Origin of the sequence: Congregibacter sp. (genome assembly GCF_045107095.1) — a bacterium.
Taxonomy (GTDB): Bacteria; Pseudomonadota; Gammaproteobacteria; order Pseudomonadales; family Halieaceae; genus Congregibacter.
In genome coordinates this window covers 17386-30835 of record NZ_JBGCFU010000033.1, presented here as the reverse complement: position 1 = coordinate 30835, position 13450 = coordinate 17386, and the positions used below count along the sequence as shown (strand labels likewise).

The following is a 13450-nucleotide window of genomic DNA, read 5'->3' as shown; positions in this document are numbered from 1 at the left end:
CTAGTAATAGTGCGGTCTGGGGATCTTTTAACACGGGAAAAATAACTTATGGCGCTGGAGGTAGACTGGTTTCTACGCGCCTATCCCAAGGTATCGATGATCGAAGCGCTGCTGCCTGATAGCAACGGTGTTCTCAGGGGTAAATGGCTGCCGCGCAACAAGCTGGCCAAGGTTTATAAAGGGGAGCTAAAGTTCCCCAAAACTGCCCTTGCGCTAGATATCTGGGGCCGCGACGTTGAAGAACTGGTGTTTGCCACCGGTGACGAGGACGGCGTGTGCCTTCCCGTTGAGGGCTCTCTCCTACCGACTCCCTGGTCCCCCAGCGGGCGCCACGGTCAACTTATGCTCACCATGTTCCGCCCCGGCGGCTCAGGTTATCTGGGGGATCCCCGTCAGGTTCTCAAACGGGTTGTGTCTCGCTATCACGCCCGAGGCTGGCGCCCCGTCGTAGCCGCGGAGTTGGAATTCAGCCTGGTGAAATGGGACGGGAAACATCCAAGCCATAGCGGGGAGAAGCCTTACCGAGGCGAGCCCATAGGCGGCAACCTCTATGGCCTCGATGTGCTTCAGCAAAATCACGCAATGCTTGAGCAAATTCACCGTGCCTGCCATCTACAGAGTTTGCCTTTTGATGGTGTCGTCAAAGAATCGGCGCCATCGCAGTACGAAATCAACATGCAGCATGTGGACAATCCGGTGCTCGCAGCCCGGCAGATCCTCATGATGAAACACGCCATCAAGGAGATTGCCAAGCAACACGGTCTTGTCGCCAGCTTTATGCCTAAGCCGTTTGCCGATGAAGCAGGAAATGGCCTTCACGTGCATTGCAGCGTGATTGATCGCGATGGCAAAAACGTTTTTGACGACGGCACAGAGTTTGGAACGCCCAAACTGCGCCACGCTATTGGCGGTTGCCTGCAGCATATGGCGGACTCCTTTGCGATCTTCGCACCGAGCTTCAACGCCTACCGACGCTTCCAGAAAGGTAGCCATGCGCCCATCACTCCAAACTGGGGTTACGAAAACCGCACCGTTGCCGTACGAGTACCCGCGGGCAACAACAAAGCTCGGCGATTAGAGCATCGAGTGGCGGGCGCGGATGCCAACCCTTATTTAGTTTTTGCGGTCATTTTGGCTGCTGCACTCGACGGGATCGAACGCAAGCTCACCCCCAAAGCTCCAATTAGCGGCGATGGCTATAGCCAGCTGGACGCGGAAGTGCTCCCCATTTACATGCAGGATGCTCTCCACCTGTTTGGAGAATCCAGTTTTGTCAGTACAGCCCTAGGCCCTGAAATGCAGCGCAACTTTGGCCTCACAAAGGCACAGGAACTCGCGGAGTTCCAGCGCCACATTACGAGCCTTGAGTATCACGCCTACGTCGAGAGGCTTTAGCCCGTTTCGAGCGGTGGGTAATCGCGCTGAAGACGGCTAACCAATGCCAGGGCACTTAGCATGCCCAAGACGCCGAAGAGCGAAGCTCCCAACACTTCCCCCACCATCAAACCCCGCGCGCCATATAGGGACGCACCAAAGTAAGCTGCAGGCACAACCCCCAAAAAGACTTTGGCATAGTTAAACAATGTGGCGAGGTAGGCGCGGCCGAGGTTGTTAAAACTGGCGTTGGATACAAACAGAAGGCCGTTAAAAGCAAAAGCGCCCACCAGAAATTGGAAGTAAAAACCGAGTAAGTCCGCGGCAAGATCGCTCGCGGTAAAGGTCGCGATTACGAGGTCCGCAACCAACCAAAGAATCAACCAAGCCACCGCAACATAGGCCACTACAAACTTCGAAGCGTCTAACAACGTTTGCCGCACACGATCATAGCGACAGGCTCCCGCGTTCTGGCCAACGATGGGGCCTACCGCTCCTGACACCGCAAACACCACGGCAAACGCCAGCGGCGCCAAACGCCCCATCACTGCGGTGGCCGCCACCGCACTGTCGCCAAACTGAGACATCATGCGCAATACCAAACTGTTGCCAAAGGGTGTGGCGAGATTCGTGAGCACCGCAGGCACTGCGATCACCATGATTGCGGGGGCGTCCGCCACGATCATGCTCGGTGACACGCGACTGGGTAGGCGATGCCTGAAAAACAGCACGTATCCAGCGTAGCTCACAACGACCACTCGGGAAGCGACAGAAGCCCAAGCCGCGCCTTCGATGCCAAGCTCAAAGTAAAAAATCAAAATCGGGTCGAGCACAGCGTTTGCAAATGCACCCGCGAGCGTCGCAAGCATGCTGTGCCGCGCATCTCCCACAGCGCGCAGCCCGGCCGACAGACTCATACCTAGAACCAGCAACGGGACCGCAGGAAGTTGGATTCGACTGTACGCCAAAGCGAAATTCAGAGTGTCGCCCGATGCTCCCAAGAGTTGCAGCAGCTCAGGCAACCAGATCCAGGCTACGGCCGCCACCAGACCCACGGTAAGGGCGTTAAACCACAGTACTGAGCTGCAATAACGCCCTGCCAGAGTTCGGTCCTGATTGCCTTCTGCTCGCGCAACCAACGCACCCAGCGCTATCTGAAGTCCGATACCCAGAGACAGGAGGAAATATAGCAAGGTGCCAGCGAAACCAACCGCGGCAACCAGGCGTTGGTCCCCTAGCAAGGTAATAAAAAACATGTCCACGACGTCCACGGTGAACATCGCAATGAGCCCCACAGAAGATGCGCCAGTCATGACCAACACGTGGCGCATGGGGGAGCCGCTCAGGAACACCGGACCGCTCAAAATACATCCTTTAAACGGGTCAAGACTTCGGGCGCCGATCCCGTTAAAATCGCCGCTCGTACACTAGGCACCTGCATGATGAAAGAACAATCTCCTAAACCGCCACTGATCCGCGTCAATGCCGTGATCTTCGTTGGATTTCCCATTTTGGCCGCTATTTTAGTGCCACTGTGGGGCATTTACGCCGGATTCACTGCCACCCAGTGGGTCTGGGCAGTGGTATTTTTATATCTTAACGGCCTCTCCATTACCGGTGGTTATCACCGTTTATGGTCCCACAAGGCCTACAAAGCTCACTGGAGCGTTCGCCTTTGGTTCGCCCTCTGGGGCGCCGGCGCGCTACAAAACAGCATACTCATTTGGGCCGCGGATCACCGCCGCCATCACCGACATGTCGACGATAACGCTGAAGATCCCTATTCCGCTGGCCGAGGCCTCTGGTTTAGCCATATGGGCTGGATGCTGCGCGAGTATGCCACCAATGGAGAGGATTTCAGCAATGCGCAAGATTTAATGCGTGACCCTATCGTGATGTGGCAGCACAAACACTACGTCGCGATCACGACATTTATGAATCTGGGCGTGCCGATTCTCCTCGGCCTAGCCTTGGGCGACGTAATTGGCACCGTGCTTCTGGTCGGCCTATTGCGTCTGGTAGTGAATCATCACGTAACTTTCTTTATCAATTCTCTTGCTCACTACTGGGGAAGCCGACCCTACACCGAAGAAAACAGCGCTCGGGACAATGGGTTTCTAGCATTCCTGACCTACGGTGAGGGTTATCACAACTACCACCACATTTTCCAAAAAGACTACCGAAACGGTATCCGCTGGTATCAGTGGGATCCCACCAAGTGGATGATTGCGGGATTAGCAAAAGTGGGCTTGGCGACGGACCTTCAGACCGTTCCGGATTTTCGAATCCAGCGCGCGCTGCTAGATATGCAGTTCAAGCGCGCTCAAGACTTCGCTGCGGATCAAGAAGAAACGGCGCTGACGGCTATTCTTGAACGCGAGTACCAGTTGTTTACGGACTCGGTTAACCAGTGGACGCAGCTACAAGCTGACCGCTACGAGCGACACAGGGAGCAGCTTGAGGGTGCCGTTGCTGAGCGCTATCAACAGTTTCAGGAGCGCTGGGAACAGGCAAAACTCCGCAGTCAGTTCCGTGAGCTGGAATTCTCACTTCGGGTGCAGCGTAAACGCCTGCGCACTCTGATAAACCAATGGCAGCCACAAGCCGTTGCAGGATGATCGACGACCTGACGGTCGGCGTATAGTTCGTGAATGAGATCTTAAATTCATGGCGATTCCCTGAGAATCGCCGCTAAGAGGTATTTCCATGAGTGATGGCATTTACGGCTTCGCCCCCCAGGACAAGCAGGGCAATGAAAAATCCTTAGAAGACTATCGCGGACAGGTACTGCTTATTGTGAACACCGCATCCAAGTGCGGCTTTACCCCTCAATTTGCTGGCCTTGAGTCTGTTTATGAACAGTACAAGGATCAGGGTTTTACTATTTTGGGCTTCCCCTGTAACCAGTTTGGTAGCCAGGATCCCGGCAGCAACGATGAGATTCAGGAGTTCTGCCAGCTGAACTACGGGGTGAGTTTCCCGATGTTTGGGAAGATCGACGTGAATGGCGGCGACGCTGATCCGTTGTTTGCCCACCTGAAGCAGGCGGCACCAGGCGCTCTGGGCAGCCAGCGTATCAAATGGAACTTTACGAAGTTTCTCGTGAATCGTGCCGGAGATGTGGTCAAGCGCTACGCGCCTACGACCAAACCAGAGGCAATCGCCTCAGACATTCAAGCGCTTTTATAGAATCGAGCCGTTATAAGGACTTGCCGTGATGCGGGAGCTTAATGCTCTCGCGTTGCACGGAACTGGATATCCGGCCACCGCTCTTCCATGAGCGCTAGGTTCACCCGCGTCGGCGCCAGATAACTCAGGAAACCACCGCCATCAATGGATAGCTGATCAGCGGCCTTTTTCCGAAACTCTTCCAGTTTTCGCTCATCGTCGCAGTACACCCATCGCGCGGTATACACGTTGACCGGCTCATACATGGCTTCCACCTTGTACTCGTCCTTCAGCCGATAGGCGACCACATCAAACTGGAGTTGACCCACCGCGCCCACAATAAGATCCGTGGAACTTATGGGGGCGAACACCTGCGTCGAGCCCTCTTCCGACAACTGCTGGAGCCCTTTCTGTAACTGCTTTGACTTCATGGGGTCACGCAGCCGAATCCGGCGAAAGAGCTCGGGAGCAAAGTGCGGAATCCCTGTAAAGCCAAGGTTTTCACCATCGGTAAAAGTATCTCCAATCTGTATTGTGCCGTGATTGTGCAGACCGATGATGTCGCCGGCGATGGCTTCCTCTACCAAAACGCGCTCCCCAGCCTTAAAGGTCACGGCATCGGCGATTTTAATGTCCTTCGCCATACGCACGTGACGCATTTTCATGCCTTTCTCATAACGGCCGGAGCAGACACGCATAAATGCGATGCGATCGCGATGTCGGGGATCCATGTTTGCCTGGATTTTGAACACAAAGCCACTAAAGGTGCTTTCCCCCGCTTCGACCTCACGTTCATTACTGCCCCGTCCCTGAGGCGGAGGCGCCCACTCAACAAAGTTATCGAGCATTTCGCGCACGCCAAAGTTACCCAAGGCCGTGCCAAAGAACACCGGGGAGAGCTTGCCGGCAAGGAACTTTTCAAGCTCAAACTCGTGACTGGCTCCTTTAACCAATTCGATCTCATCAACGAAGTCATCGTACTCATCACCGAGCAAGTCACGGGCCGCATCAGAGTCCAATCCCTGTATGCGCGTATCGGGAGGAAGTACCGCGTTATGACCGCGCTCAAAGCAATGCAGGGTATCCGTGTACAGGTTGTACACCCCCTGAAAGTGTTCACCCATTCCCATGGGCCAGTTGACGGGCGCGGCGGCAATGCCAAGAACTTCCTCAATCTCATCAAGGAGTTCGATAGGGTCCCGAGTCGGCCGGTCGAGTTTGTTAACAAAACTGATAATGGGCGTATCTCGAAGACGGCAAACGTTCATCAGCTTGATCGTGCGGTCCTCGACACCTTTAGCACCGTCAATGACCATGAGCGCCGAATCAACGGCGGTCAGGGTGCGGTAGGTATCCTCGGAGAAGTCCTCGTGCCCCGGGGTATCCAGCAAATTTACAACGCGATCATGATAAGGAAACTGCATCACCGAAGAAGTCACGGAGATACCACGCTCCTGCTCCATGCTCATCCAATCAGAGGTCGCATGAGGGCCTTTTTTACCCTTAACACTGCCCGCTATTGCGATGGCGTTGCCAAGAAGAAGGAGCTTCTCTGTAATCGTCGTCTTACCCGCATCCGGGTGAGAGATAATCGCGAAGGTGCGTCGTTGGGCAACTTTTGTCGCGAGGCCGCCAGTGACTTTGTCTGAATCGGCGCCTGCTGTAGGCATAGGGTCGGTCATGGGAGATCCGTCATCATTGTTTCGGTAGCAAAAATCCAAGCATCCCGTCGCTGGTTTCTGTAGAAAACTTGTTACAAAACTCTTTACTGAATTTTTGGGACTTGGGTCGCTGAGGGCGCGCATCATAGCCGATGCAGAGGCTCGGATAAAACGTCAGCGCGCGCTTAGACGAACTTCAAGAGACTGTAACAACCGGTCACCAATGCGCTGCATATCGGGGCAGGCATCGCCAAGAAGAGCCCTTAGGGAAGTGACCTCAAGACCGGCGTAACCGCAGGGATTGATACGCGTAAAGGGCTCAAGATCCATATCGGAATTCAGCGACAATCCGTGGTAACTACAGCCGCGCCGCACTCGTAATCCCAGTGACGCAATTTTCTGGCTATTCACGTAGACCCCGGGAGCCTTGGGGTCCGGTGCAGCTTCGATGCCAAAGGCTTCCAAAGTTGTGACAATCGATTGTTCGATAACATCAACCAGCCCACGGACGCCGAAGTGCCGGCGGCGTAAGTCGACTAATAGGTAAACGACCCACTGACCGGGGCCGTGATAGGTAACCTGTCCACCCCGGTCCACCTGCACTACCGGAATATCACCCGGTGCCAGAAGATGCTCTTCTCGTCCTGCAAGCCCCTGGGTAAAAACTGGAGGGTGCTGAAGTAACCAAAGCTCATCGGGAGTTTCAGGGATTCGCGTGTCAGTAAAGCTACGCATCTTGTCCAGGGTTTGCTGGTAATCACACTCCCCAAAACGCCGAACAACCAGCTCCGGCACGGTAGCAGCGTTCACAGCACCATCTGCACCAGACCCGTAGCCCGGAGATCCTGGTGAAGAGCCTCTAGCTGCTCGGGGCCGGTGGCGGTAATGATAATTGTCATGGAGAGGAAGTTACCCTTGCGACTATCGCGGACGGTGATGGTCTCCTGATCAAAGCCGGGGGCGTGGCGCTCAAATATCTCAAGCACTAAAGGGCGGAACTCTGTGACGTTACGCCCGAGTACTTTTACCGGGTAATCACAGGGGAATTCAATCTTGGGTGGCTCTTCACCACCTTCTCCCTGCGCACCTGTAATGAGCTCAGCCACCGAAGAGCTTCGCCAACCACATTAAGACCATGTCCCAGATCCGGGCGAAAAAGCCAGCCGCTTCGACGGGCTCCAGAGCCACCAAGGGAATCTGCTGCAGTACCTCACCATCGAGCGTCAGGGTTAACTCGCCCACCGCATCGCCAACAGCCAAAGGCGCGCTAATAGGGTCCATGAGCACCAATTCACTCACGAGACTGTTGCGCTTGCCTCGGGGCAAGGTCATCACTACGTCATCGGCAATACCTACCGGTACGTAATCAAGTTCGCCTTTCCAAATTCGTGGCTTCTCAAGCTCTTCCCCACCCGCGACCATCACGTCGGTTTCATAGAACCGGAATCCGTAATTTAACAAGCTGCGAGTTTCCCGAGCTCGCGCACGGGCGCTGTCTGTTCCCATGACCACAGAGATCAGGCGCATGCCGTTGCGCTCGGCAGAAGCGACCAGCCCGTACCCTGCCTCACGGGTATAACCAGTCTTCAAGCCATCTACGGAAGGGTCCTCACCCAAGAGCTTATTCCGGTTGTACTGCTTGATATCGTTATAGGTGTATTCGCGCTGACTGTAGACTTTGTAGTGCTCAGGGAAGCGCTGAATGATGTTCTTGGCAAGTACCGCAAGATCCCGCGCGGTGGTCAGGTGCTGAGGATGAGGCAAGCCATGGGAATTAGCGAAGTAGGTCCCGTGGAGGCCCAGTTCAGCGGCATGTTTGTTCATGAGATCGGCAAAGGCCGCCTCACTGCCAGCGATGTGCTCAGCTACGGCGACCGTCGCGTCATTACCTGAGGAGATAACTACCCCCTGCTCCAGCTGCCCGATGGTGACGGGCATCCGAGGCTCGATCCACATAAGCGAAGAGCCATTAAAAACCGGGTTTTGCGACCAGGCATTTCGGCTGACGGTAACCTGATCGTCACGGGTGACGCGACCCGCAGCGATCTCCGAGGCCAGCACATAAGCGGTCATGAGCTTGGTCAGACTGGCCGGCGGCAGCTGCTCATCCGCGTTGGACTCGACCAGTACCGCACCGCTGTTCGCATCCACAAGGAGGTAGCCCCGTGCAGCGATCTCCGGGGCGGCCGGTACGATGTTCTGCGCAGATGCCGATACAGTTAAAGCAGCAAGGATCAGGGCCAGACTGTGCGAAGCGATGCGCGCAAGAATGGAGGAAAAACGTAAAGAATTTGGCATAAAAGTCAGGTCAGATGTGCGGAGGCGGAGCATGGTACCGCAAGCTCTCAATACTGAAAAATCGCGGCGAAAATTGAAGCGGGAGGTACTCCCTAATAGTTTGGCCATTATGGCAGGGCCAGACCGGGTGAATACCCGCGGCTCATCAGCAAATCACGAAGGTAGCGAAGCTGCTCTCCGTCGGCAACCGGGCCCACACGCACGCGATGCAAACGCTGACCACCAGCATCAACAGGGGTAACGTTCACAGGTGCATCCACCATCGCAGCGACAGATTCCCGGAGACCATCAGCGGTATCCGGATTAGCAAAGGCGCCCAGTTGAAGATAGCGATACTCGCCCGTCTCGCTATCACGAAGGTCATCTATCCCTGCCAGAGTAATGGTCTCAACCAGAACCTCAGCGGTTCCTTTATCGACAAAACCCAGCTTTACCGCGGCGGCGTAGCTTAAGTCGATCAATCGGTCTGGGTGGAACGGCCCGCGATCGTTGATCCGCACCACCACCTGACGGCCATTCCAAAGGTTGGTTACCGTTGCATAGCTGGGTATGGGAAGGCTTCGATGGGCAGCCGTCGCCAGATACAGATCATAGACCTCACCATTGGCCGTTTTATTGCCATGAAACTTGGTGCCATACCAGCTGGCGACACCTTTCTTGCTATATCCCTCGGCGCTCGGGAGTACGCGATATTCAACGCCATCGATACTGTAAGGCGAAGTATTCCCTGCACGAAGAATAGGATCAGGACGAGGAACCGCGTCTGCCACGGCGTCCGGCTCCATACTGGTTACCGGAGCGCCATCGCCCTCCCAAGCGACCTTGGGATCAGAGCTCGAGCACGCTACCAGCGCAGTAACTGCAGTCAGGACACACAGGAGTCCTAAGCTGGATCGCGTCACGCTTGCACGCCCGCGGCAATGCGCTGGCTCAACAAAAATACACTCATCGCATACATAGCCGAGTGGTTGTAGCGAGTAATGACATAGAGGTTCTGCAAGCCCAGCCAGTATTCGTAGCCATCCGCCAACTCAAACTTCATTGCCGTCGCCATCGCCTCGGGATCCACCTGCTGCTCGGGAGTCACGCCCATGTCGATAAAGGCCTGGACCGATCGTGAGGGCTTTAGTCCGCCCTCAAAGGCTTCCTGTGGAGCCGCGTCGGAGGCAGTAGCCGCGCTGACAACGGGCTCTCCGCCCCGCCACCCGTGCTTGGCCAGATAATTAGCCACGCTTCCAATGGCATCGGTGGGGTTGTTCCAGATGTCGACGAGTTCGTCTCCGTCAAAGTCTATGGCATAGGCTCGGTAGCTGCTGGGCATGAACTGTCCGTAACCCATAGCGCCTGCGTAAGATCCTTTTAAGGAGAGCGGATCCATGCCTTGCTCGCGGGACAATAGCAAAAAGTTCTTGAGCTCACTGGTAAAAAATTTCGAACGCTTGGGGTAATCAAAAGCGAGAGTCGATAGCGCGTCAATCACGTCATAACTACCGGCGATCCGACCGTAGTAGGTCTCTACACCAATGATAGCGACGATGACCTCTGCGGGAACGCCTGTCTCTGCCTGCGCGCGGGAAAGGGCCTCGCGGTGTTCCCGAAAAAACTCAACGCCCTCTCGCTCTCGGCGCTCTGTGAGAAAAATCTCTCGGTATTCGTGCCAGGGTTTGGTTTTCTCTGCCGGTCGCGATATAGCATCCAGAATGCTCTGCTGCCGCTCAGCGCCCATAAAAAGCGTCTGCAGCTCTTCCGCTGAAAAATCATGCTCGGCCACCATCTCGGCGATCAGTGTTTGAGCGCCCGGGGCATTCGAGTAATCCGCGTGTACCGGTGCTGTGAGAAACAATGCACCGAGCAAGCTGGCGCAAACGTGAAATCCAAATTTTTGGCGTTGCTTCACCTTAAAAGTCCTTTGTGAATACGTCGTGACGGGGTTCGAAGGGCGAACTGGGGGATATAGCCATCTGTTACTGCCCCACCACACGCTTCTCGGTACTGACTGCCATGAGCAGCCCAAATCCAGCCATGAGGGTCACCACCGATGTACCGCCTGCGCTCACCAACGGCAGAGGAACTCCCACCACCGGGAGCAGGCCGGCAACCATTCCCATGTTAACAAAGATGTAGACAAAGAAAGTCAGCGTAATACTCCCGCAAAGTATGCGACCGTAGCTACTTTGTGCATACAGACCGATCCAAAACGCTCTCAACAGGATCAAAATGTACAGACCAAGAAGCAACAGCACGCCCTTGAGTCCAAACTCTTCAGCAAGCACGGCAATGATGAAATCGGTATGACTCTCGGGGAGGAAGTCCAGCTGAGATTGCGTGCCCTGGGTCCAACCCTTACCGGTCCAGCCGCCAGAGCCAATCGCCGTTTTGGATTGAATGATGTTCCATCCGGCGCCGAGCTTGTCACTTTCGGGATTGAGTAACGTCAGGATCCGCTGCTTCTGATAATCCTCGAGAAGAAACATCCAGGCTGGCCAGGCAGAAAAAATGGCCACTAACACCGTGCCAAAAATGAAGCGCCAGCTGATGCCCGCCATAAATATGCCAAACAGCCCCGAAGCGCCGATCAACAGAGAGGTCCCAAGATCCGGTTGGCGAATAATCAGGCCACAGGGGATAGCGATGAGCAGCAGGCACACAGCAATGTGGCGTGAAGCCGGCGGTAACACGCGAGACCCAAGATACCAGGCTATGGTCATAGGAACGCCCAATTTCATGATCTCTGAGGGCTGAAAACGAAAGCCACCAAGCTCGAGCCAGCGCTGAGCACCCTTGGCGCCGACACCGGCAACCGCCACCGCCGCCAAGAAAGATACGCCCAAAAGGTACCCCCAGGGAGACCAGCGCGACCAACGCACGGGACTGAACTGGGCCATCACAAACATCACTACATAGGCCAATAAAAAGTACCGACCCTGGCGTACCACGGCATCCACGCTTTGCCCCGAAGCACTGTAAAGCACAACCAGCCCATAGGCTGTGAGCAGCATCAGTAAAACCAAAAGCGGTGCGTCGACGTGAAGCTTTGTGGCAACCCCTGTTGATCGAGTCAGAGGCCCGACGTTCTCGGGCATCTGGCGAACGTATTCAGACACTAGCTCGGCTCCCTATCGAGCCAGGCATCTACCACCGCTCTGGCAATAGGGTAGGCCGCACTACTGCCGCCACCGTTCTCAACGATCACCGCCACCGCAATAGTGGGGGCATCGAGAGGCGCGAAGGCGATAAACAAACCGTGGTTGCGATGGCGTTCATCAATTTCGTCTTCGTTGTAGACAGCGTCTTGTGCGATGCCGATCACCTGAGCCGTGCCGGTTTTTCCGGCCATCTCGTAATCCATACCTTTTGCGATCGCTTTGGCAGTACCGCGACGGCCATGCACGACTTCCCGCATACCCTCAACCACCGCGTCCCAATTTGCGCCATCGGCCATAAGCGGCTCCACCATGGGAGCTTCCAGAGGCTCATCACCAAGCCATTGCACCAGACGCGGCTCGCGGTGCTCACCGTGGGTCGCAAGCACCGAAGTTGCCACAGCTAGCTGAAGCGGAGTCGCCAGCATGTACCCCTGACCGATACCGACACTTAGCGTCTCACCGGGATACCAGGTCTCGCTGAGCGTCGAACGCTTCCACGCGGTTGAGGGCAAGACTCCCGAGCGCTCCGCGGTGGTATCTATGCCTGTGCGACGACCCAGCCCATAGTGATCGAGATAATCGTGAATACCATCAACGGTCAAACGCCGTGCAAGATCGTAAAAGTACACATCGCAAGATTCAGCCAAGGCCATCTTCAAATCGACTTCCGGGGCGTGACCGGTGCCGCGGATACGCAGAATCCAGTCCCGGTAGCGGCGACGATCGCCGGGTAATCGATACCAGCCGGGGTCCGGCACCGTGAACAAGGGATCGATGAGGCCGGCTTCAAGACCAGCCATGGCGATCATCGGTTTGACCGTAGAGCCCGGCGGATATTGACCTTGCACCGTGCGATTAAACAGCGGCACATCCGGTGAATCCCGCAGAGCATTGTAGTTGCGGCTACTAATACCATTAACAAACAAATTGCTGTCAAAAGACGGCGTGCTGACCAAGGCCAGAACGCCTCCCGTCAATGGATCGATTGCCACCACCGCACCACGCCGCCCCGCCAGCTGCTCGTGGGCCACTCGCTGCAAGTCGTAGTCGAGATGCAGAATCAGGTCCTCGCCGGGACTGGGATCAAATCGCTCCAACACCCTAAGCACACGGCCATGGGCGTTTGTCTCTACAGTCTGATAACCCACGGTACCGTGCAATTCATTTTCGTAGCGTCGCTCGATACCGATTTTTCCAATATGAAAGGTGCCCCGGTAGTCCGCCTGATCAATGCTCGCCATCTCCTGTGCATTGATACGCCCCACATAGCCAAGGGCATGGGCGAACAGCTCACCATGAGGGTAAAAGCGCTGCAATTGAGCCTCGACAGTTACCCCGGGAAGGCGATGCTTATTGACGGCGATGTAAGCCTGTTCCACGTCATTGAGACGAAAACGCAGGGGCACTGGGTCGTAGGGTCTGCGCTGCCGTACACGGTTGTGAAATTTCTCGAGATCACTCTCTTCGATAACCACAAGCTCTGCGAGAGCGGCGAGAGTCTCATCCAGATCGTCGACGCGCTCTACGATCAGCGAGAGTGTGTAACTGGGACGATTGTCCGCCAGCAGCACACCGTTGCGGTCATAGATAAGACCGCGTTTGGGCGGCAGCGGTTGCAGCTGCACTCGGTTGCGCTCGGACGCCGTGCTGTAGGCTTCGAAGTCGTTGATTTGCAGGCTGTAGTATCTCGCCAGCAACACTCCCAGTAACGCCACTACAAACACCAGAGCCACCAGACTACGGGCGCCAAAAATGCGCTGTTCGCGTTGGGTATCTTTAAGAACTACGCGGGAGGCCATAGGT

At 55.6% G+C, this 13450-nt stretch carries 12 protein-coding genes; 3 read left to right on the top strand and 9 right to left on the bottom strand.

Annotated features, from left to right (window positions below; genetic code table 11):
• Positions 1–48: 48 nt before the first annotated feature.
• The gene (locus tag AB8B76_RS05915) at positions 49–1395 is read left to right on the top strand and encodes a glutamine synthetase family protein (protein ID WP_405271090.1); all 1347 of its coding nucleotides are present in this window, start codon (positions 49–51) and stop codon (positions 1393–1395) included.
• Here the strand turns inward: AB8B76_RS05915 and AB8B76_RS05910 are convergent.
• Entirely contained in the window at positions 1392–2738 is a 1347-nt protein-coding gene (locus AB8B76_RS05910; RefSeq protein ID WP_405271089.1) for an MATE family efflux transporter, read from the bottom strand. The two genes, AB8B76_RS05915 and AB8B76_RS05910, sit on opposite strands and share 4 nt — an antisense overlap.
• 75 nt (positions 2739–2813) lie before the next feature.
• Here AB8B76_RS05910 and AB8B76_RS05905 point away from each other — a divergent pair, with 75 nt between their 5' ends.
• Both AB8B76_RS05905 and AB8B76_RS05900 read left to right on the top strand, forming a co-directional pair.
• Positions 2814–3992, top strand: coding sequence for a fatty acid desaturase (locus tag AB8B76_RS05905; protein WP_405271088.1), 1179 nt, complete (start codon positions 2814–2816; stop codon positions 3990–3992).
• A gap of 88 nt (positions 3993–4080) precedes the next feature.
• Positions 4081–4563, top strand: coding sequence for a glutathione peroxidase (locus AB8B76_RS05900; protein ID WP_405271087.1), 483 nt, complete (start codon positions 4081–4083; stop codon positions 4561–4563).
• 38 nt (positions 4564–4601) lie between these two features.
• Here AB8B76_RS05900 and AB8B76_RS05895 read toward each other — a convergent pair whose 3' ends face one another.
• The 8 genes from AB8B76_RS05895 to mrdA all read right to left on the bottom strand — a co-directional run bounded on the left by AB8B76_RS05895 (position 4602) and on the right by mrdA (position 13446).
• On the bottom strand, positions 4602–6212 hold the full coding sequence (locus AB8B76_RS05895; RefSeq protein ID WP_405271113.1) for a peptide chain release factor 3: 1611 nt from the start codon (positions 6210–6212) through the stop codon (positions 4602–4604).
• A 165-nt stretch (positions 6213–6377) separates the two neighbouring features.
• Positions 6378–7013, bottom strand: coding sequence for a lipoyl(octanoyl) transferase LipB (lipB, locus tag AB8B76_RS05890; protein WP_405271086.1), 636 nt, complete (start codon positions 7011–7013; stop codon positions 6378–6380).
• Positions 7010–7309 (bottom strand): YbeD family protein, encoded by a 300-nt coding sequence (locus AB8B76_RS05885; RefSeq protein ID WP_405271085.1) that lies wholly within the window; start codon positions 7307–7309, stop codon positions 7010–7012. The genes lipB and AB8B76_RS05885 overlap by 4 nt, the downstream gene beginning before the upstream one ends.
• On the bottom strand, positions 7302–8534 hold the full coding sequence (locus tag AB8B76_RS05880) for a D-alanyl-D-alanine carboxypeptidase family protein (RefSeq protein WP_405271084.1): 1233 nt from the start codon (positions 8532–8534) through the stop codon (positions 7302–7304). Before AB8B76_RS05880 ends, AB8B76_RS05885 begins: the two co-directional genes overlap by 8 nt.
• Before the next feature lie 74 nt (positions 8535–8608).
• Positions 8609–9403, bottom strand: coding sequence for a septal ring lytic transglycosylase RlpA family protein (locus AB8B76_RS05875; RefSeq protein WP_405271083.1), 795 nt, complete (start codon positions 9401–9403; stop codon positions 8609–8611).
• Positions 9400–10398, bottom strand: a complete 999-nt coding sequence (gene mltB / locus AB8B76_RS05870; RefSeq protein WP_405271082.1) for a lytic murein transglycosylase B — start codon at positions 10396–10398, stop codon at positions 9400–9402. Before mltB ends, AB8B76_RS05875 begins: the two co-directional genes overlap by 4 nt.
• Positions 10399–10465: 67 nt before the next feature.
• Positions 10466–11605, bottom strand: coding sequence for a rod shape-determining protein RodA (gene rodA, locus AB8B76_RS05865; RefSeq protein WP_405271081.1), 1140 nt, complete (start codon positions 11603–11605; stop codon positions 10466–10468).
• Positions 11605–13446 (bottom strand): penicillin-binding protein 2, encoded by a 1842-nt coding sequence (gene mrdA, locus AB8B76_RS05860; RefSeq protein WP_405271080.1) that lies wholly within the window; start codon positions 13444–13446, stop codon positions 11605–11607. Before mrdA ends, rodA begins: the two co-directional genes overlap by 1 nt.
• Positions 13447–13450 lie beyond the last annotated feature (4 nt).